We start from the raw sequence: 20679 nt of genomic DNA on the forward strand, positions 1-20679 counted from the left end.
GCATGCCTCCTGGAGGTGTGGGGGGACGGCCGCCAGGACCGCCCTGAGGGCCGCCGGGACCGTTCACGGGCCCCGGTGGACGCCCCGGGCCGCCCTGGGGACCGCCTGGTCCGTTCGGGCGGCGTGGGGGCTGCTGCTGTGGGAAACCGCCGGGTGGCGTGCCACCCTGGGGAGGGCGCGCGAAACCGCCGGGCGGGGTGCCCGGTCGTGGCTGACTCGGGACATCGCGCCTCGTACCGCCGCCGTCCGGGTCATCGCCGGTCGGCCATTGCGGCTCGCCTCCGCGCTGCCTGTCATCATGCTGGTCGTTCACGTGAAAAGGCCTCCCAGACCGGCGTGCATCAGCACACGGTTCGGTGGTCGTACTTCATCCGGAGCAGTGTCACCTGTGGGTCATTCCGCCGCAGTCCTCCTGCGTGGCTTTTCCAGTCCACGCTTCCCCAGGACGTATGACTGCACCAGGTGGTTCCAACTGCACGTGCGACAGACTTCAACCACGTACACGGTGAACTCGTCGAAGAGGGTTGCCATCTTCACCAGTTCTTCAGGTGTCCGCGCAGAACCGGTCGCGTGCTTGAGCTCGTCGCCGTAAACCCACGACACGTGCGTGAGGGGTTCCTTCCGGCACACCGGGCATGGCACTTCGGTCGCCGTTCCGTGGAACTTCGCAGCTCGCAGCAGGTACGGGGACGCGTCGCAGACCTCCATGGTGCCCGTGCGGCCGGCGTAGACCTCCGCCAGCAGCGCACGCCGCTGCAGCGAGTAGTCCACCACCTGCCGTTGGGTCAACACGTGACCAGAGTACGTGCCGCCCGCTCGCCACCGGTGGGCCGTTCAGGGCATCGCAAGCCGAGGCGATATGACGGTGTGCCACATCCCACACTGAAGAGGGGCGAACGATGTATCGCGGCGATATAATCACCTCACCTATCGGTGCGGGTGCGAGGAGGTGACTCGTGTTCGAGTTCGCGCTGCTCGGCCTGCTGCACGAGGCGCCCATGCACGGCTACGAGCTGCGCAAGCGCTTGCACGACCTGCTCGGAGCGTTTCGCGCGTTCTCCTACGGATCGCTGTACCCAACATTGCGGCGACTCCAACGTGCGGGCCTGATCGTGGAGGAGGGGCCGGAGGAGTCGGCTCTTTCTTGGGGACGTCGGGCTCGCAAGGTCTACAAGCTGACTCCGGAAGGCAAGGAGCGGTTCGCCGAACTCCTGGCCAACGCGGGGCCGCAGACCTGGGACGACGACTCGTTCGGAGTCCACCTGGCGTTCTTCTCACGCACGCCGGCCGACGTCAGGATGCGCATCCTGGAAGGTCGGCGACGGTGTGTCGAGGAACGCAGGGAGGGACTCCGCGAGCGGCTCACGCGCACGGGTGAGCAGATCGACCGCTACACCCGTGAGCTGCACAGGCAGGGCCTGGAAAGCACCGAGCGCGAAGTGCGGTGGCTCAACGAGCTCATCGCGCACGAAAAGTCCGAGCAGGACGAGTAGTACTCATCTTTGATCAAGGAGGACTCGGCAATGGGCGGAAATCGCCGCACCGTTCGAGTGGCCATCGTCGGGGTTGGCAACTGCGCGGCGTCGCTGGTGCAGGGCGTCCACTACTACAAGGACGCCGACCCGAGCACCCGCGTGCCCGGCCTGATGCACGTGCAGTTCGGTGACTACCACGTGCGTGATGTCGAGTTCGTCGCGGCGTTCGACGTCGATGCCAAGAAGGTCGGTGTCGACCTGGCAGAGGCCATCGTGGCCAGCGAGAACAACACGATCAAGATCGCGGACGTGCCGCCGCTGGGCGTCGTCGTGCAGCGTGGGCACACCCTCGACGGTCTCGGCCGGTTCTACCGCGAGACGATCGAGGAGTCGGACTTCGAGCCGGTCGACGTCGTCGCCGCGCTGCGCGAGGCCGAGGTCGACGTGCTCGTGTCGTACCTGCCGGTGGGCTCGGAAGAGGCCGACCGCTTCTACGCCCAGTGCGCCATCGACGCCGGTGTGGCGTTCGTCAACGCCCTGCCGGTCTTCATCGCGTCGGACCCGGAGTGGGCGGAGAAGTTCCGCGCGGCCGGCGTGCCGATCGTCGGTGACGACATCAAGTCCCAGGTCGGCGCCACCATCACGCACCGCGTGCTGGCCAAGCTCTTCGAGGACCGGGGCGTCCAGCTCGACCGCACCATGCAGCTGAACGTGGGCGGCAACATGGACTTCCTGAACATGAAGGAGCTGGAGCGCCTGGAGTCCAAGAAGGTCTCCAAGACGCAGTCCGTGACGTCGCAGCTCAGCCGCGACATCGGCAAGGACAACGTCCACATCGGCCCCTCGGACTACGTGGCGTGGCTCGACGACCGCAAGTGGGCCTACGTGCGCCTGGAGGGCCGCGCGTTCGGCGACGTGCCGCTGAACCTCGAGTACAAGCTCGAGGTCTGGGACTCCCCGAACTCCGCGGGCATCATCATCGACGCGGTCCGCGCGGCGAAGATCGCCCTGGACCGCGGCATCGGCGGCCCGATCCTCTCGGCGTCGTCCTACTTCATGAAGTCGCCGCCCGTGCAGTACTCGGATGCCGAGGCCCACGCGGCCGTCGAGGCCTTCATCCGCGGCGAGGACTGATCTGCGGGGGCCGCCCTCTCCGTCCGGGAGGGCGGCCCTTCTCGTCAGCGCTTCGAGAGCCGCAGCTTCTGCCAGCTCCCGTCCGCGGTCCACCCGCCGTCGACGGGCAGTGCCACACCGTTGATGTACCGCGCGTTGTCACTGGCCAGGAACCGCACGGCCTGCGCGATGTCGTCCGGCACCGCGAACCGCCCGGCCGGCACGTGGTCGGTGATGTCCTCGTCGACGTAGTAGCCACCGGCCTGCGACTCGACGTCCATCTCGGTCTTGACCCAGCCGGGGCACACGGCGTTGACCCTGATCCCGCGCCCACCCCACTCGACGGCAAGCGTCCGGGTCAGCCCGATCAGCCCGTGCTTGGTCGTGTTGTAGGCGGCCCGGTCCGCCACACCCTGCAGCCCGGCGACCGACGCGATGTTGACGACGCAGCCACTGCCCTGATCGAGCATCACCTTGCCCAGCGCCTGCGTGAGCAGGAACGGCCCGGTCAGGTTGACCGCCATGATCCGTTCCCACTGCTCGAGCGTCGTGTCCTCGAACGGCACGATGCCGGCGATTCCCGCGTTGTTGACCAGCACGTCCACCCGCTGATGGGTGCTCATCACGTGGTCGGTCAGGCGCTGGACGTCCGCGGCGCTCGCGACGTTGCCGACGATCCCGTCCTTGCTCTCCTGCAGGTCGAACCCGACGACGGCGAACCCGTCCTCGCGCAGCACGTCGGCGATCCGCAGGCCCATGCCCTGCGCCGTGCCGGTGACCACAGCAACTCGTTGCGTCATGAGCGCGAGGCTAGGTAAGTGCCGCTGTTCAGCGACAGACACGTTCGTGTGTTCGGAGTCTCAGCGAAAGGCCTGCTTCCGCTAACTTCAGCGCGGTGCGCACACTGCTCATCGCCCTCCCCGGCCTGCTCCTCGCCGGCATCGGCCTGACCCACCCGCACCACCTCGACGCGACCACCGCCCAGTGGTGGCGCGACATGCACATCATCCTGGCTGTGGTCTTCCCGCTCCTCGGCGCCGCGCAATGGGTTCTGCTCGCGGACACCCCGAAGCTCGTGCGCTACCCGGCCCGCATCGCCGCGTTCGGCTACGTCGTCTTCTACGGCGCACTGGACGCGCTGGCCGGCATCGGTGGCGGCGCGCTGGCCATGGCGAACGGTGGCCGCTCGCCCGCCGACGCCCCGATCTTCAAGATCGGCAACCAGCTCGGAACCGTCGGCGCCTGGTGCTTCTTCGCGGCCAGCGTGGCGATCGCGGTGTGCGCGCTGATCAACAGCAAGGTCAAGGCCATCCCGGGAGCGGTCTTCCTGGTGTTCGGCAGCTACCTGTTCCTCAGCAGCCACATCTACTGGCCGAAGGGCGTTCTCGCCTGCACCTGCCTCGCGATCGGCATGGCCGCGACCAGCTACGTCAGCGCACCCGGCAGGTCGGCGATCGAGGACAGCACCCGCACCTGAGCGAGCACGTCCGCGGCGGGCGGGAAGTGCGGGTTCGGCACGGCCAGCACGGTCATCCCCGCGGCAAGCGCGGCCTTCAACCCGTTCGTCGAGTCCTCGACGGCGTAGCAAGAGGTGGCCGCGACCCCGAGCCGTGACGCTGCCAGCAGGTAGACGTCCGGCGACGGCTTGCCGGCGGCGCACTCCTCCGACGACACCGCGACGGGCACCGGCAGTCCGGTCACGTCCAGGAACACCTTGATCAGCACGGCGGGTGCTGACGAAGCGATGGCCACGGGGAACCGCGACGCCACCTCCCGGACAGCCTCGACCGCGCCCGGAATCACCGGCAGGTGCGCCGCGTACGCCTTCTCCATCTCGGCGATCACACCGGCGGAAGCCTCCTCGGGCGTCAACGCCACACCAACGGCAGACACCAGGTACGCGCCCCACTCGGGCGTCGACATCCCCTGCATGTCCCGTGTGGCGGTGGGGGTCCAGACGCCGCCGTGGCGCGCCGCGAAGTCCTGGCGCACCTCGTCCCACACCTGCTCGGAGTCGATCAGCACGCCGTCGAGGTCGAAGATCACCGCTTCCACACCGGAACCGTACCTTGTGACCCATAGTATTTCGCCATGCTAACCAAAATCTGTTAGGTTAGCTAAGTGAATTTCCAGGCTCAGCCCAAGCAGGTGTGGATCACGGCGTTCGCCGCGGTCATCGCCTTCATGGGGATCGGGCTCGTGGACCCGATCCTGTTGTCCATCGCGGAGGGTCTGCACGCGACACCCGCGCAGGTCACCCTCCTCTTCTCCTCCTACCTCGGCGTCCAGGTCGTGGCGATGCTCTTCACCGGTGCCGCGACGGCGCGGTTCGGGGCCAAGCGCACGCTCGTCGGCGGGCTCGCGCTGATCGTCATCGCCACGCTGGCGTGCTCGGCGGCGGGGAGCATCGGCCAGCTCGTGGGACTGCGGGCCGTGTGGGGGCTCGGCAACGCCTTCTTCATCGCCACCGCGCTCAGCGTCATCGTCGGCGCGGCGAGTGGTGGGCAGAAGGGCGCGATCCTGCTCTACGAGGCCGCGCTCGGGCTCGGGCTGAGCGTCGGGCCGCTGCTCGGGGCCCTGCTCGGCAGCATCTCGTGGCGCGGTCCGTTCCTCGGCACCGCGATCCTCATGGCCCTCGCACTGATACTTTGCGCAAAGTTCCTGGCCAGGGACTCCCACCAGGGACGCTCGAAGATCGGCCTGCTCGATCCGCTCAAGGCGCTCAAGCACCCGGTTCTGCTGCGGACGTCGATCGGTGCCGCGCTCTACACGGCCGCGTTCTTCACTGTGCTCGCGTGGTCGCCGTTCGTCCTGCGGTGGGGCGCCGTCGAGATCGGGCTGATCTTCTTCGGCTGGGGTGTGTGCGTCGCCGTCTCCAGCGTCTTCCTCGCGCCTCGGCTCGCGGACCGCGTCGGCGAGACGAACGCGATCATCGGGTCGGTTCTCGCGTTCGCGCTGCTCATGTTGGTGATGGCGGTGCCGAGCAAGCCGTTGCTGGTGGTCGCCGTGATCGTGAGCGGGCTGGTCAGCGGTCTGCTGAACACGCTGTTCACTGGTGCCGCCATGAGCGTCAGCGACGCGCCCCGGCCCGTCGCGAGCGCGGGCTACAACTTCCTGCGCTGGCTCGGCGGTGCGCTGGCGGCGACGTTCGTGAGCCACTTGGCGCAACCGTTCGTCGTCGCAGCGGCCCTCTGTCTCGTGGCGGCCGGACTGCTGACGTTCAACCGAACGGACACAAGGGACGTTCCGTCAGAGGCTGTCCTGGCAGGTGAACAACTTGTGGGTTAACAAAGCATGAACGGCCGCATACGGTCTGTCGTGGTTCCCGCACCGACCGTAGGAGGCCACCACCATGATCCCTCTGCCGCTCGTCAACCACCGCGTCGGCAGAGCAGCGGTGACATGCGAGTACCGCTGCGGGGACGCGTGCTTCCACGACGTCCCGAACACCTCTGACAACCCCTACTTCGGCGACCTGGTGAGCCGTCGCACCGCGCTCAAAGCCGGTGCCGTGGTCGCCGCCGCCGCGACGGTCGCACTGCCCACGACCGCCGCGGCCGCTGAGCCCGAGGCCAAGGGTCACCGGCCGCCGAAGGGGCTCGACTTCAAGCCCGTCGAGGTCAACACCAAGGACGAGGTCGTCGTCCCCGAGGGGTACGAGCAGGGGATCGTGATCCGCTGGGGTGACCCGCTCTTCCCCGGCGTCCCCGAGTTCGACTTCGACAACCAGACCGCCGCGAAGCAGGCCAAGCAGTTCGGCTTCAACTGCGACTTCGCCGCGATCCTGCCGCTGGACCCGCTGGAACTGACCGGAATCATGGTCACGAACCACGAGTACACCAGCGAGACGTTCATGTTCCGCGGCTACGACCCGAACAACCCCACCGAGGAGCAGGTGAAGATCGGCTGGGCCGCGCACGGCCTGTCGGTGTTCATGATCAAACGCTCGTTGTTCTCCGGCCACTACAAGGCGAAGTTCAGCAAGTACAACCGCCGCATCACCCTGCACACGCCGTTCGAGGTGCGCGGTCCGGCCGCGGGCAGCGACCTGCTGAAGACGTCCGCCGACCCCACGGGCAAGAAGGTCCTCGGCACGATCAACAACTGCGCGGGCGGCGTCACGCCGTGGGGCACGATCCTGTCCGGCGAGGAGAACTTCAACCAGTACTTCGCCAACGCCGCCGGCCGCAACGACCCGAAGCTCACGAGGTACGGCGTCACCGGCAACGCGACCACGCGCAAGTGGGAGCGCTTCGACAAGCGCTGGGACCTCGCCCAGGAACCCAACGAGGTCAACAGGTTCGGCTGGATCATCGAGCTCGACCCCCACGACCCGGACTCCACTCCGATCAAGCACACCGCGCTCGGCCGGTTCAAGCACGAGACCGCCAACGTGCGCGTCGCCGACGACGGCCGGGTGGTCGCGTACTCCGGTGACGACGAGCGGTTCGAGTACATCTACAAGTTCATCTCGAACGGGAAGATGAAGCGCGGCAACAGCAAAGCCGCACGCCGTCACAACATGACGCTGCTCGACGACGGCACGCTCTACGTCGCGCGGTTCAAGGGCGACAGCCCGGCGAGCGAGATCGACGGCACCGGAAAGCTGCCCAGCGACGGGAAGTTCGACGGCACCGGCGAGTGGATCCCGTTGGCAGCGGGCAACAAGTCGTTCGTGCCGGGCATGACCGCGGAAGAGGTGTACGTCTTCACGCGGATCGCGGCCGACAAGGTCGGTGCGACCAAAATGGACCGTCCTGAGGACATCCAGTGCCACCCGCGCACCGGCACGGTCTACTGCGCGCTCAGCAACAACGTCGAGCGCGGCGTCACCCCTGGCAAGGAAGGCCCGACCGAGCCGAACCCGCGGATCAACAACCGCCACGGCCAGGTCCTGGAGCTCACCGAACGACGGGGCGACGCGCTCGCGCTGACGTTCAACTGGGGCCTGTTCATGGTGTGCGGGTTCCCCGACGACCCGAACACCTACTTCGGCGGCTACGACAAGTCGCAGGTCAGCCCGATCTCCAGTCCGGACAACGTGGCGTTCGACCGGTACGGCAACCTGTGGATCTCCACGGACGCCGACGGCAAGCTGGACGGGCTGAACGACGGCCTCTACGGCGTGCCGCTGGAAGGGCCGGAACGCGGTCACCTCAAGCTGTTCCTCACGGTGCCGCGCGGTGGCGAGACCTGCGGTCCCGTGATCGGCGAGCGGGTGATCACCGTGTGCGTCCAGCACCCCGGCGAGGTGGACGGCGCGAGTGCCGACAAGCCCGTCTCCAACTGGCCGGACCGGGGCACCTCCCGACCCCGTCCGTCGGTCGTCGCGGTGTGGCGCAAGGGCCGCCGTCAGCTGGGTGAAATCGGTTGATCACCCTGCGTGCTGTGATCGTTCGGGTGTAGCGGGTGTTCGCCTGCCGTTCATCTCGTGGACGGCGGGCGATCTCGTTCGGCTCTTAGTTTCGGCCAGTTCCCACACTGACCGATCTCGGAGGCCTGCGTGTCCTCACCCACCGATCGGGGCCGCCGCCTGCTGCCCCTGCTCCCGACGAACCACCCGCTCGGGCGCCAGGCAGTCACCTGCCAGTACCGCTGCGGCAATGCCTGCTCGCACGACGCTCCCAACACCTCGGACAACGCGTACTTCGGTGACGTCGTCAAGGAGGTCGTGAGCCGCCGCGGCATGCTGAAGGCCGGTGCGGTCGTCGCCGCCGCCGGCGCCGGTGCGCTCGCCTTCTCCGGAGCGGCCGCCGCTGCCCCGGCGCACGCCGACCTCGACCTGGACCTGGACCTGGACCTGAAGTTCGGTCACGACCGCGACGGACTCAACTTCGAGCCGGTGCAGCCCAACACCCTCGATGCGCTCGTGGTGCCGAAGGGCTACCAGTCCGACGTCGTGATCCGCTGGGGCGACCCGGTGCTGCCGGACGCGCCCGCGTTCGACTTCGACAAGCAGACCGCTGCCGCCCAGGCGAAGCAGTTCGGCTTCAACAACGACTTCTGCGGCCTCGTGCCACTGCCGGGCTGGGACCGCTGGCTCATGGTGAGCAACCACGAGTACACGTCCGAAGAGTTCATGTTCAGGAACTGGGACGCGAACAACCCGACCGAGGAGCAGGTCAAGATCGCCTGGGCCGCGCACGGCCTGTCGGTCGTGCAGGTCGAGCGCGACCACCGCACCGGCAAGCTCGTGCCGTCCAAGGACCGCCGCAAGTACAACCGCCGCATCACGCTGACCACGAAGTTCGAGATGCGTGGCCCGGCTGCCGGTTCGAAGCACCTCAAGACGTCGGCCGACGCGTCCGGCAAGGTCGTGCTGGGCACGCAGAACAACTGCGCCGGTGGCGTCACGCCGTGGGGCACGATCCTGTCCGGCGAGGAGAACTTCAACCAGTACTTCGCCAACGGCGGCCAGGTCGCCGACGCCACCACGAAGGCGCGCCTCGCCCGCTACGGCATGTCCGGTGGTGCCACCACGCGCAAGTGGGAGCGGTTCGACAAGCGCTTCGACCTCGCGCAGGAGCCCAACGAGGCCAACCGCTTCGGCTGGATCGTCGAGATCGACCCGCTCGACCCGACGTCGACGCCGGTCAAGCACACCGCGCTCGGCCGCTTCAAGCACGAGGGTGCGAACGTCATCGTCGCCCGCGACGGCCGCGTCGTCGCGTACATGGGTGACGACGAGCGCTTCGACTACATGTACAAGTTCGTCACCGACGGCTGCTACCAGAAGGGCGACTCGAAGCGCGCCCGCGAGCACAACAAGCGCCTGCTCGACTCCGGCACGCTCTACGTCGCGAAGTTCACCGGTGACAGCCCGGCCGCCGAGATCGACGGCACCGGCAAGCTGCCGTCCGACGGTGAGTTCGACGGCTCCGGTCAGTGGATTCCGCTGGCGCACAACGACAAGTCGTTCGTCGAGGGCTTCACCGCCGACGAGGTCTACATCTTCACGCGCCTCGCGGCCGACAAGGTCGGTGCCACGAAGATGGACCGCCCCGAGGACGTCGAGCCGAACCCGCGCAACCGCCGGGTCTACGCCGCGCTCACCAACAACACCGACCGCGGCAAGCCCGGCAAGGAAGGCGCCACCGAGGTCGCGCCGCGGCTCGGCAACAAGCACGGTCAGGTGCTCGAGCTCGAGGAGCGCCGTGGTGACAACACGGCGACCACGTTCTCGTGGAAGCTGCTGCTGGTCTGCGGTGACCCCAACGACCCGAGCACGTACTTCGGCGGTTTCGACAAGAAGCAGGTCAGCCCGATCTCCTGCCCGGACAACGTCGCGTTCGACCCGCGCGGCAACCTGTGGATCTCCACCGACGGCAACGCCCTGAAGTCCAACGACGGCCTGTTCGCGGTGCCGGTCGAGGGCAAGCGCCGCGGCCAGGTGAAGCAGTTCCTCACCGTGCCGCTCGGTGCGGAGACGTGCGGCCCGGTCATCACCGACGACTTCGTCCTGGTGTCCGTGCAGCACCCCGGTGAGATCGACGGCGCCTCGGCGAGCAACCCGGCGTCGCACTGGCCGGACGGTGGCACCTCGCAGCCGCGTCCGTCCGTTGCGGTCGTGTGGCGCAAGGACCGTCGCCGCATCTGCGGCTGAGGGTGCTCGCCCGCTCACTCCTCGAAGTCGTTTGAACCGGTGCGGCCGTCGGGCCGTATGCCCTGACGGCTGCACCGCGGACAACGAAGACACGTCGCACTGTCTGTCCACATAGGAGTGAGTCATGAAACGAGCTCGGCTCGTGTTCGTCACAACAGCCCTACTCGGCGTCGTGGCAGGCGGCGCCGCCTCCACCGCCGCGCCGACCCCGGCGGCCATCAACGGACCTGACGCGCAGGTTGCACCCGCCGTGCAAGTTCCCGCAGGCAACAAGCTCGTCGCCAAGTTCTACGCCAAGGGCGTGCAGACCTACACCTGCACGACGGGAGCGTGGAAGCTCCTGGAACCCGCCGCCACCCTGGCGGACCGGCTGGGCAGGGCAGTCGGCCTGCACTCGCGCGGTCCGATCTGGGTGTCCACAACAGACGGAAGCGCCGTAGAGGCCGCCCCGGTCGACGGCGCCAGGAACGAGGTTCCCGGAGCGGTTCCGGAGCTCCTGCTGAAGGCCAAGACGACCAGGGGCGCGGGCGTGTTCGCCGGCGTCAGCTACGTGCAGCGCCTCGCGACCAAGGGCGGCCTCGCGCCGTCGGGTGGTTGCGCTGAAGGTGCCCAGACTTCCGTGCGCTACGAGGCGCTCTACACCTTTTCCGCACCCGCCCGCTGAACCAGCGCCACCACGGCCGCGCTGATCATCGTGACGCCGACGACCCAGAGACCGGTTTTCTGGGTTCCGGTGAGATCGTGCAGCCACCCGGTGACGTAGGGCGCGGCGAACCCGCTCACGTTGCCCAGCGAGTTGATCAACGCAATACCGCCCGCAGCAGCCGTACCGCCCAGAAAACTCGTGGGAAGCGCCCAGAACGTGGGCAGGGCGGCACACACACCGATCGCGCAGACCGAGACCGCGACCATCGCCGCGATGGGGTTGTCCAGGTAGAGCGCGACCGGGATGGCCGCTCCACCGAGCAGCATCGGCGCGGCAACGTGCCACTTCCGTTCTCCGGTGCGGTCGCCGTGCCTGGCCCACAGGATCATGGCGACCGCGCCGAGCGCGTACGGAATCGCGTTGATCAGCCCGCGCTCGACGATGCCCGCTCCCGGCGCGAGCCCCTTGATGATCGTCGGCAGGAAGAACCCCAGCGTGTACAGCCCGTACACGATCCCGAAGTACACGAAGCTCAACGCCAGGATCCGCGGGTGCGTGAGCGCCTTCCTGAGCGGCCAGTGCTCCTTCTGCGGCTCTTCGATCACCTGTTCCGGCTTGTCCGGCAACCAGAACCACGTCACGAACGCCAGCGCGATCGCGGGCAACCCCTCGATCAGGAACATGGTGCGCCAGTCGGTCCACTGGATCAGCAACCCGCTGAGCGTCGCCCCGAGGGCGGTGGAGATCGGCACCGCGACCATGAACAGCGCGACGATCCGCGCCCGGTCCTTCTCCGGGAACCAGTACGTCAGGTAGAGGATGATGCCGGGAAAGAACCCGGCCTCCGCCACACCCAGCAGGAACCGCAGGACGATCAGCACCGTCCCGTTGGGCACGAACGCCATGGCCGTGGCGACGATCCCCCAGCTGACCATGATCCGCGCGATCCACCTGCGCGCCCCGAACCTGTGCAGTGCCAGGTTGCTCGGCACCTCCAGGATCAGGTACCCGATGAAGAACACCCCGGAGGCGAACCCGAACACCGTCGCCGAGAGCTTGAGCTCCTCCGACATCCCGTTCGGCCCGGCGAACCCGATGTTGACCCGGTCCAGGTAGTTGATGAAGTACAGCAGGCAGAGATAGGGAAGGATCAACTTCCGCGGCACGTTACGGTTCCCCCATGAGTGATCGTCCGGTCGCCCTCGTCACCGGGGCATCCAGTGGAATCGGCTCGGCCATCGCCCGCAGTCTGGCCCCAACTCACGATCTCCTGCTAGGCGGACGCGACGAAACGTCCCTGTCCCTGCTCGCTGCGGAACTTCCCGGCGCGGAGGCCTGGCCCTTCGACCTGACGAACCTCGCCTCGGCGGACACGGCCCACATCGCGCGCCTCGACGTGGTGGTGCACAGCGCCGGCGTGGCCCTGCTCGGCCCGTTGTCCGAGGCCTCTGTGGACATGTGGCGCCAGACCCTCGAGGTCAACGTCGTGGCGGTCGCCGAGCTGACCCGTCTGCTGCTGCCCCAGCTCCGCGCCGCGTCCGGTCAGGTGGTGCTGATCAACTCAGGTGCCGGCCTGCGCGCCAACCCGGGCTGGGGCGTGTACGCGGCCTCGAAGTTCGCTCTCCGCGCCTACGCCGACGCCCTCCGCGCCGACGAGCCGTCGTTGCGCGTGACCTCGGTGTTCCCCGGACGGACGGACACGCCGATGCAGCGCGAGGTGCGCCGCCAGGAGGGTGGCGAGTACGACGCCACGCAGTACCTCGACCCGGCCTCGGTGGGGCGCGCCGTGGCGTCGGCCGTGCTGGCGACGCCGGACGCGCACATCACCGAGATCGTGGTGCGGCCGCAACCGCGTTGATCAGGTGTTCCGCAGCCGCTGAGCCACCGCGGTCACGCCTGCCTGGGCTTCCTGCCGATCCACCCGGGTGGACTCCCCGCCGGCGACGACGTGCTCGCCGCCCACCCACACGTCGGTGATCCGCCGAGCTCCGGAAGCCCAGACCAGGTTCGCCAGCAGCTGCGAGTCCGGCGCGTCCAACCCGGTGGCGAACGCCGGGTCGTCAGCGTCGACGTGCACGACATCGCCCCAACGCCCAGCTTCCAGCGCCCCGATGTCGTCCCGGCCGAGAGCCGCGGCTCCACCCCGAGTCGCCATCAACAACGCCTGCGCCGCACCGAGCACCGTGGCGTCCATCTTGGAAACGCGAGCGAACAGCCCGGCCAGCCGCGCCTCCTCGAACAGGTCCAGGTCGTCGTTGGACGCCGGCCCGTCCGTTCCCAACCCGACCGGGACTCCGGCAGCCAGCATCTCCGGCACCCGCGCGATCCCGGACGCGAGCTTCGCGTTGGACCCGGGGCAGTGCGCCACACCAACACCGAACGACGCGTACAAAGCAATGTCGTCATCGGACAGATGCACGGAGTGCGCGGACAGAACCCGCCCACCCAGCACGTCCGAAGCCTTCAGCAGGGCGGGCACCGACCCGAACTCCGCCCGCTGCGCCTCGTCCTCGAACGGCGACTCGGCGACGTGCACCATGAGCAGCGCCCCGCGGGCCCGCGCCTCCCCGGCGATCGAGGTCAGCTGAGCAGGAGAAAGCGTGTAGGCGGAGTGCGGCCCGTAGGCGAGCTCGACCCGGCCGTCCGCGAACTGCAGCCCGTCCGCGTCGATCCACGCCGAGATCTCGTCGGTCATCGACCGCCACGACATCCCCGGCACGTCGAGGATCGCCGCGCCGAACACCACGCGCGACCCGGCGGCCAGCACAGAAGACACCAGTTCGGGGCCGTGGAAGTACATCTCGGCCGAGGTGGTGACGCCGTGCCGCAACATCTCCACCGCGCCCAGCAGCATGCCCGTGCCGACGTCGGCCGCGGTCATCCGTGCCTCGTTGGGCCACATCTGCTCCTGCAGCCACCGCAGCAGCGGCAGGTCCGAACCCAGGCCGCGCAGCACCGTCATCGGGCTGTGCGCGTGGGTGTTCACCAGGCCGGGCAGCAGGATCCCCGACAGCCGCCGGATCTCGCCGTCGAACGCGGGAGCCTCGGCAGCACCACCCACGTAGGTGATTCGACCGTCGACCACGTCCACGACCGCGTCGCGCAACACGGAGCAGGACGAGTCGCAGGGCAGGACCACCGGGGCGTGCAAGCGCAGTGACATGCGGAGAATCCTGCCACTGTGATGCCAGTCACAAGCATGCATAGGTCAGGGGCAACTGGGAATCCTGGCTCCGTCGGGTGCGGGCCGACCCCCAGGGTCCGCCCCGACCAGAACTTCTCCCCAACCAGGGGGCCCGTCGAGCACTATCCGGCGGGCCCTTTGTGCATTCGAGGCAACCTGACCGACGGGGACGACGTCACATGATCATGTCGAAGAAGCCGTGCACGTCCAGTGGACACTTCCGGCGCGCGCAGAAGCCCGCCACCCCCAAACCGCCGACTCGGCGCTGAGTTGGCATGATCACGACTGCACGGGTACGGGCGTGATCATGCGGAGGCATCAGTGGCCGACATCGACCCTCAGAACGACGACCAGTTCAGCGATGTCGAGATGACGCAGGAGTTCGACGTCATCCGCGACGACCGCTGACTTACGCCAGCGGCAGTTCGGCGCGGACCGTCCATCCAGTCGGTTCGCGTCGGCCTGCGGAGAACGTGCCACCCAGCAGTTCGACGCGCTCGCGCATGCCCACGAGCCCGTAACCACCCGAGCCACCAACGGGAACGCCCGACGCGACGCCGTCGTCGGTGATCGACAGTCGCAGCGCGCCCTCGCTCGAGGTCAGTGCGACGTCCACTGAGGACACGGCGGAAGCGTGTTTCTGGGTGTTCGTCAGAGATTCCTGGACCAAGCGCAGCACGGAGCGCGCCAGCTCCTGCGGCACCGCGTCCTGCAGGTCGAACGAAAGCCGCACCGGCAGACCGGATTCCGTTGCCAACGCGCGCACGTCGTCCACCAAGGACGAAGACGCGGCCGGCCCGGACGACTCGCCATCGCGCAACGTCCCGACCAGACGGCGCATCGCGGTCAGCGCCTCGTAGCCGGACGCCTCGATGGTCGGCAGCACCTGCTCGGCGGTCTCGCGACTCAGCTGACCTGCCTGAGCGTGCACGACGATCGCGGTGACGTAGTGCGCGACCACGTCGTGCAGCTCGCGAGCCAACGCCATCCGCTCGGCGTTCTGGGCCGCGGCAACGGAAGCCGCGAGCTGAGACGCACGTTCGTTGTCCCTCGCCCGGAAGTACAGTCCACTGCCCACCGACAGGATGAGCAGCAGTGTCGCGCCGAACAGGTAGGACGTGGGATCCGGGGCCCAGTCGCGGTACTCGACCGGGGCGACGATCGGCCACCCCAGGACCTCGGTGGTCGCCATCGCGGCCATCACCAGCGCCGTGCCGACCATCGCGCGCCAGCGGGTGTCTTCTCGCACGAGAACCGAGATGGTCGCCATCGCCGCGCCGGTCATCGACACGTTGGCACCGCTGATGAAGAAGTGCGGCTCGATCGCAACGCCGAGAAACCGCAGGGAAAGCGCCACGCAGACGATCGCGAACGCCAGTGCCAGTGCCGCGTCGAACGGACGGCGGGGTGCGAGCACGGCGATCGCGCAGATCACCAGCACGCCGGGCACCTGCCACCAGCCGAGCCCGCTGAGCGCACCGGCTTCCGCGATGACGATGCCCGTGAGCGAGAGCGCCAGCGGCCATTGGCGTTTGGCGAGCAGCCGCCAGTTCAGATCCGTGCTCTCCACCCGGTACACGGTAAAGCCGGAAGACTGATTCCGCGTCCGACCGCAGGCTAACCCGGCATCAGCCAGAAGGCTGAGTGGGCGACCTGCGGAAATACCCTCACGGCGGATGCCGGATCACGCCCTGGTCACGGACTCTGGAGGAGCGAAAGTCGGGGATACGGAGGACGCCATGTTGTCAGTTGTGTTCACTTGGGCCGCCGCTGTGGTCGGCCTGTTGGTCCTTGCGCTGATGGCCCTGTCGGGCGTGATGATCGACTCTCAGAGGTAAGAACCGCAGAGCCAGCGTGTGATGGGGAAGTCAGACGCTGGTCAGGGAATTCTGCTGGCGGAGCAGCTCCGCCAGCCTGCTCGTCGGTTGGGGACGGGTCTCGTCCAACGCGGCCGTGAAGCGCGCCGGAGTACCGGTCCGTGCGCGCGCCGCGGCTGCGGTGTCCAACCGGAATGCCGGACGCGCAGCAGAAGGACGCTGGCGAGAGCGCAGCCACGCAAGGCGGTGCAAGGCTTCCGCGTGGTGGTCCGTGATGGTGACGGACGCCTTGTCGAACGAGTGCAGCACTGCGGCGTTCAGGTGAACGGTCGCGAAATCCCGCCACAACGTGCGTTCGGACGACGTGTCCAGACCCAACGCCTCGGCGACCTCGCGCGCCACACCGTAAGCGCCTTCTTCGGCCAGTGAACGAGTGCCGATCTCGGCGCCCACGAACCAGGAGTTGAACGGCGCCGCCGGATAGTTCACGCCGCCGATCGACAGCCGCATGTTGGAGATGACCGGAACCGCGTGCCAACGCAGGCCCATTTCGCCGAACCACGGCAGAGTCGGGTGCTCCAGCGGAACCTCGTGCACGATCTCGGACGGCAGCGTGAACAGCCGCGGTCCCTCGTGCTGCGTCTCCACCACCAGCGGCAGCAGGTCGAAGCGCGACCGTCGCGCGGGCGGCCGCCATCCCATGCCCTGCATGGTTTCGGTGAACTGGGTGTAGCGACGGTCCCCCATCCCGTCGGCGTACCCGGCGTACCGGATCAGCTGTTCGTTCCAGATCACCGGCCCAGGCGATCCGGGCGCGTCCGGCGCGAAAACCGTTACCAGCGGCCGAATCTCGCCGCCGTTCATCGCGAGCCGCAGGTGTTCCACGCATTCGCCGGCGACAGCGGCGGCGTTGCGATAGCCGCGCAGATCGCGGACTTTCAGTCGTCGCCACGGAACACCGGAAGTGCACCAACCGGAATCTCGCAACGCGATCCGCGCGCCGTACGCGAGCTCGTTGGTGGTGTGGCGGTAGGTTCCGGTCTCGGCGATCTCCGCGCGCACCTGGGCGATGCGGGCGGACAGCGAGCCAGCGTCGGAGTGCGCCGCGTGGAACATGCGGATGAACTCCTCCGCGACGGGGAGGACGTCGGGGGTCACGGAGCGAGAACCTAAGGCCGGAACAGCCTCACGCGTCACTGCCACTCGGGGCATTTCGGGTGATCAACACCGGCCACTCCAACGAGTGAACGCTAGACCCTGGGTGTTCACCCGATCGGCTTGAGACCTCGATCAGGTGAGGTCGTTCCGCTTGAACATCAGATCGTGGGAAACACGGCCCTCGTTCACAGCACGCTGCTCGAACTTCGTGACGGGCCGCCAGTCCGGCCGAGGCGCCCAGCCGTCGTAAATGTTCGTGAGCAAACGCTCTCCGGAGCACACTTCGAGCATCTGCTCCGCGTAGTGCTCCCAGTCCGTCGCGAGGTGCAGCACGCCGCCCGGCTCCAGCCGTGACGCGAGCAGCGCCACGAACTCCGGCTGCACGAGCCGGCGCTTGTGGTGCTTCTTCTTCGGCCACGGGTCCGGGAAGAAGATCCGCACACCGTGCAACGACGCGGGCGCGACGTGGTCGGTCAGCAGGTCGACGGCGTCACCGCGCAGCACGCGCAGGTTGTCGAGCCCGCCGAGGTGCTCGGCCCGCAGCAGCAACTGGGCCAGGCCTGGCTTGTAGACCTCGACGGCCACGTAGTTCAGCTCGGGCGCGGCGGCCACGAGCTGCGAGGTCGTCTCGCCCATGCCGGAGCCGATCTCCAGCAGCACGGGCGCGGAACGACCGAACCACGACGTGAAGTCCAGCGGGCCCTCGGGCAAGGACTTCACGTCGTTGCCCATCTTCTCCCAGTACGTGTCCCAGGCACGCTCCTGTCCCACGGTCATGCGCTCGCCGCGCTGGACGAAGCTGACGATGGAACGGTGGAACTCAGGCCTGGTCACGACCGGACAGCCTAGTGCCCCGATCGCAATCCCCACCGGCGGCTCGGGCACCCGTCCGAGCGCGCGAGCCGTCGGCGGGGTTAGCGATCGGGCACTAGGCGATGAGCTCGATGTCCTCGATTTGTGCACGGAGGTCGGCGACCGTGAAGTCGATGGGCTGGGCGTGGCCGCGCCCGCGGTGTGCCGGAACGAGGTCGACGAAGCCCTTGTGACGATCCGTGAACTGCACGGTTGTCGGGGTGGCGGGTCCGTAGACACCGCTCTCGGACGGCACGTACTCCCAGTACCCGACCTCGCCGAGGTCGACCCAGGGGACGAACACCCAGCCAGGACGTGACGAGAGCAACTCGGTCACCGCGTCCTCGACGGCGTGACCTTCGGCACGGGAACGCAGCCGGCCGCGGTCCAAAGCCCGCAACCACCAGGGCGCGGGTGCGTCCTCCACGGCGCGCACGGTGCGGTACATCGCGAGCACTTCGTTCTCGTTCGCGCGGTTCACCCAGGAACGACGCGCTTCTGCAGGGGTGAGGGCGATTTCGGCGGGGTTGGGAGCTTCGAGCGCACTTGCCCACTCGAGGCCGAGCATTGCTTCGACACGGACCACTGGCCACCTCCGCAGCGGGGATAGCCCAATTGAACGCGAATCCAAACGCCGGTGTTGTCCAGAAAGCGGCTTTTCACGGCTTGTTAACAGCGCTCTTACTCAACGTGTGACCCCAGGCACGTTGCGCCTTGGCGTGGAAACACGATGTAGGGGACGTGCCTCTGCTCTCCGCGCTCGCCGTCGCGCTGCCGTTGCTGCTCGCCGCGCAGTCGATCGAGGAGCAGGAGTGGCATCTCGACGCGCTCGACATCTACTCGGCGCAGGAGCAGGCGCGCGGTGACGGCGTGATCGTCGCGGTGATCGACTCCGGAGTGGACGCCAAGCACCCCGACCTCGCCGGACGGGTCTTGCCCGGCACCGGCTTCGGCAGCTCCAAGGGCACCGACGGCACGACCGACACCGACGGTCACGGCACGGGCATGGCCGCGATCATCGCCGCGACCGGCCGCGACGGCGGAGCGCTCGGCATCGCGCCCGGTGCCAAGATCCTCCCGATCGCGAGCGCCGAGAAGGAGCAGTTCACGCTCGACGTCGTCGCGGAGAGCATCAGGTGGGCCGCCGACCACGGCGCCAAGGTCGTCAACCTGTCGCTGGGTTTCTCCAGCTCGATGACGCCGAGCCTGGTCAGGGCCGTGAACTACGCGATCGAGAAGGACGTCGTCCTCGTCGCCGCGACCGGCAACGAGGGCAAGGAGGTCTCCGCGCCCGCCAACATCGGCGGCGTGATCGCGGTCGCGGGCACCAACCGCGAGGGCAAGCCGTGGAAGTCGTCCAACGTCGGTGCGGACACCGTGCTCGCGGCCCCGGCGGAGGGCATCGTCACCGCGGCGCCGACCAGCGTCTACTCCAGCGGGTACGCCGAGATGGACGGCACGAGCGCGGCGTCGGCGATCGTGGCCGGCGTGGCGGCGCTGGTGCGCGCGAAGCACCCGCAGCTGCCGGCCAAGGACGTCGTCAACGTGTTGATCAAGACCGCGAAGGACCTGGCGGAACCCGGCAGGGACGAGGCGACCGGGTTCGGCCTGATCGACCCGATGGGCGCGCTCACCGCGCAGTTGCCGCCGGTGGAACGGAATCCGCTGCTGCCGCCGCCGAAACCGTCGACCGCGCAACCGACTCCGACGCTCGCCGCCCAGCCCTCCGCGCAGCCGGCCGACGAGATCTCCGACCGGCTGCCGTTCATCGCCGCCGTCGCGGGTGGAACCGCGGTGATGACGGCGCTGCTGATCGCCTTGCCCGCCATCAGGTCACGACGACCGGAACCGGTCAGTGCGCGTGATACTCCACCGATTCCTTGGTGAGCTGCATGAAGGCGTCCTCCAGCGAACCGCGCTGAGGGCTGAGCTCGTGCAGCACGATTTGGTTGTCCGCGGCGATCTCACCGATGCGGGCCGCCGGAAGCCCGTGCACCACAAGGGCTCCGTCCACCGCGTCCTCGGTGACCGTCGCGTCGGCCACGAGAATCTCGCGCAGCTTCACGGCGTGGGGTGAGCGCACCCGGACGTGGTCCTGGGTGGCGTCGCTGATGAACTGCTCCGTGGTGGTCTGGGCGATCAGCTGGCCCTTGCCGATCACGATGAGGTCCTGGGCGGTCTGCGCCATCTCCGAGAGCAGGTGGCTCGACACGAACACCGTCCGGCCCTCGTCCGCGAGCCGGTGCATGAACTGCCGGATCCAGAGGATGCCCTCGGGGTCGAGGCCGTTGACCGGCTCGTCGAACAGCAGCACCTCGGGGTCGCCGAGCAGCGCGCCCGCGATGCCGAGCCGCTGGGACATGCCGAGCGAGAACCCGCCCGCCTTCTTGTTCGCGACCTCGGTGAGCCCGACGATCTCCAGCACCTCGTCGACGCGGCTGACCGGGATCTTGTTCGACACCGCCATCCACTTGAGGTGCGAGCGCGCGGAACGGTTCGGGTGCACCCACTTCGCGTCGAGCAGCGCGCCGACCTTGCGCAACGGCTGCTTGAGCTCGGTGTAGTGCTTCCCGTCGATCGTGACGTCCCCGCTGGTGGGGGTGTCGAGGCCGAGGATCATCCGCATGGTCGTGGACTTGCCGGCGCCGTTCGGGCCGAGGAAGCCCGTGACGCGACCCGGCTTGACGATGAACGACAGGTCGTCCACGGCCTTCGTCCGGCCGTAATGCTTGCGCAACCGCACTGCTTCGATCATGGCCTCTCCCGTTCGCTCGAAGAACTGATCGGGACGTGGGTCATCCCCCCGATGGATGACCCACGTCCCGCTCCCC

Annotated in this window: 19 protein-coding genes; 9 read left to right on the plus strand and 10 right to left on the minus strand. The window is 68.1% G+C overall.

Translation table 11 applies throughout. From position 1 onward, the window contains the following. Positions 1-393: 393 nt before the first annotated feature. Entirely contained in the window at positions 394-792 is a 399-nt protein-coding gene (locus C8D87_RS09825) for a DUF5318 domain-containing protein (RefSeq protein WP_170154698.1), read from the minus strand. A gap of 164 nt (positions 793-956) precedes the next feature. Here C8D87_RS09825 and C8D87_RS09830 point away from each other — a divergent pair, with 164 nt between their 5' ends. After that, complete coding sequence (locus C8D87_RS09830; protein ID WP_109629886.1) at positions 957-1493, plus strand: PadR family transcriptional regulator; 537 nt, start codon at positions 957-959, stop codon at positions 1491-1493. A 30-nt stretch (positions 1494-1523) separates the two neighbouring features. Further along, positions 1524-2609 (plus strand): inositol-3-phosphate synthase, encoded by a 1086-nt coding sequence (locus tag C8D87_RS09835; protein WP_109629883.1) that lies wholly within the window; start codon positions 1524-1526, stop codon positions 2607-2609. Positions 2610-2653: 44 nt separating this feature from the next. On the opposite strand, the gene C8D87_RS09840 is transcribed toward C8D87_RS09835, so the two are convergent. Further along, positions 2654-3388, minus strand: a complete 735-nt coding sequence (locus C8D87_RS09840; protein WP_109629880.1) for an SDR family NAD(P)-dependent oxidoreductase — start codon at positions 3386-3388, stop codon at positions 2654-2656. Positions 3389-3483: 95 nt separating this feature from the next. Between C8D87_RS09840 and C8D87_RS09845 the strand changes: the two genes are divergently transcribed. Continuing rightward, positions 3484-4065 (plus strand): hypothetical protein, encoded by a 582-nt coding sequence (locus C8D87_RS09845; protein ID WP_109629876.1) that lies wholly within the window; start codon positions 3484-3486, stop codon positions 4063-4065. On the opposite strand, the gene C8D87_RS09850 is transcribed toward C8D87_RS09845, so the two are convergent. Then, complete coding sequence (locus C8D87_RS09850) at positions 4014-4643, minus strand: HAD family hydrolase (RefSeq protein ID WP_109629872.1); 630 nt, start codon at positions 4641-4643, stop codon at positions 4014-4016. The two genes, C8D87_RS09845 and C8D87_RS09850, sit on opposite strands and share 52 nt — an antisense overlap. Positions 4644-4709: 66 nt before the next feature. Between C8D87_RS09850 and C8D87_RS09855 the strand changes: the two genes are divergently transcribed. From C8D87_RS09855 to C8D87_RS09870, 4 genes are all read left to right on the plus strand, one after another. Then, a complete protein-coding gene (locus C8D87_RS09855) occupies positions 4710-5876 on the plus strand; it encodes an MFS transporter (protein WP_112226456.1) in 1167 nt (388 codons plus the stop codon). Positions 5877-5940: 64 nt separating this feature from the next. After that, positions 5941-7962: a PhoX family protein gene (locus C8D87_RS09860; protein WP_211337117.1), complete on the plus strand. Its 2022-nt coding sequence runs from the start codon at positions 5941-5943 to the stop codon at positions 7960-7962. Positions 7963-8091: 129 nt separating this feature from the next. Next, positions 8092-10191, plus strand: coding sequence for a PhoX family protein (locus C8D87_RS09865; protein WP_112226457.1), 2100 nt, complete (start codon positions 8092-8094; stop codon positions 10189-10191). 124 nt (positions 10192-10315) lie between these two features. Then, the gene (locus C8D87_RS09870) at positions 10316-10855 is read left to right on the plus strand and encodes a DUF3455 domain-containing protein (protein WP_112226458.1); all 540 of its coding nucleotides are present in this window, start codon (positions 10316-10318) and stop codon (positions 10853-10855) included. Here the strand turns inward: C8D87_RS09870 and C8D87_RS09875 are convergent. Further along, positions 10828-12003 (minus strand): MFS transporter, encoded by a 1176-nt coding sequence (locus tag C8D87_RS09875; protein WP_112226459.1) that lies wholly within the window; start codon positions 12001-12003, stop codon positions 10828-10830. The genes C8D87_RS09870 and C8D87_RS09875 overlap by 28 nt on opposite strands. Before the next feature lie 14 nt (positions 12004-12017). On the opposite strand from C8D87_RS09875, the gene C8D87_RS09880 reads away from it, so the two are divergent. Further along, positions 12018-12695: an SDR family oxidoreductase gene (locus tag C8D87_RS09880; protein ID WP_112226460.1), complete on the plus strand. Its 678-nt coding sequence runs from the start codon at positions 12018-12020 to the stop codon at positions 12693-12695. On the opposite strand, the gene C8D87_RS09885 is transcribed toward C8D87_RS09880, so the two are convergent. The 5 genes from C8D87_RS09885 to C8D87_RS09905 all read right to left on the minus strand — a co-directional run bounded on the left by C8D87_RS09885 (position 12696) and on the right by C8D87_RS09905 (position 18434). Then, a complete protein-coding gene (locus tag C8D87_RS09885) occupies positions 12696-14000 on the minus strand; it encodes an amidohydrolase family protein (RefSeq protein WP_109629854.1) in 1305 nt (434 codons plus the stop codon). A 430-nt stretch (positions 14001-14430) separates the two neighbouring features. Further along, positions 14431-15591 carry a sensor histidine kinase gene (locus C8D87_RS09890; RefSeq protein WP_112227006.1) on the minus strand — a complete coding sequence of 387 codons (1161 nt, stop codon included), beginning with the start codon at positions 15589-15591 and terminating at the stop codon, positions 14431-14433. Positions 15592-15889: 298 nt separating this feature from the next. Beyond that, a complete protein-coding gene (locus C8D87_RS09895) occupies positions 15890-16996 on the minus strand; it encodes a nitric oxide synthase oxygenase (RefSeq protein ID WP_267899848.1) in 1107 nt (368 codons plus the stop codon). A 132-nt stretch (positions 16997-17128) separates the two neighbouring features. Then, positions 17129-17773 (minus strand): tRNA (guanosine(46)-N7)-methyltransferase TrmB, encoded by a 645-nt coding sequence (gene trmB / locus C8D87_RS09900; RefSeq protein WP_215732301.1) that lies wholly within the window; start codon positions 17771-17773, stop codon positions 17129-17131. A gap of 151 nt (positions 17774-17924) precedes the next feature. Beyond that, positions 17925-18434, minus strand: a complete 510-nt coding sequence (locus C8D87_RS09905; RefSeq protein WP_211337116.1) for a hypothetical protein — start codon at positions 18432-18434, stop codon at positions 17925-17927. A gap of 155 nt (positions 18435-18589) precedes the next feature. On the opposite strand from C8D87_RS09905, the gene mycP reads away from it, so the two are divergent. Further along, the gene (mycP, locus tag C8D87_RS09910; protein WP_233442015.1) at positions 18590-19735 is read left to right on the plus strand and encodes a type VII secretion-associated serine protease mycosin; all 1146 of its coding nucleotides are present in this window, start codon (positions 18590-18592) and stop codon (positions 19733-19735) included. Here mycP and C8D87_RS09915 read toward each other — a convergent pair. After that, the gene (locus tag C8D87_RS09915; RefSeq protein ID WP_112226463.1) at positions 19701-20603 is read right to left on the minus strand and encodes an ABC transporter ATP-binding protein; all 903 of its coding nucleotides are present in this window, start codon (positions 20601-20603) and stop codon (positions 19701-19703) included. The genes mycP and C8D87_RS09915 overlap by 35 nt on opposite strands. Between the last annotated feature and the right edge of the window lie 76 nt (positions 20604-20679).

This window comes from Lentzea atacamensis (assembly GCF_003269295.1).
GTDB classification, from domain to species: domain Bacteria; phylum Actinomycetota; class Actinomycetes; order Mycobacteriales; family Pseudonocardiaceae; genus Lentzea; species Lentzea atacamensis.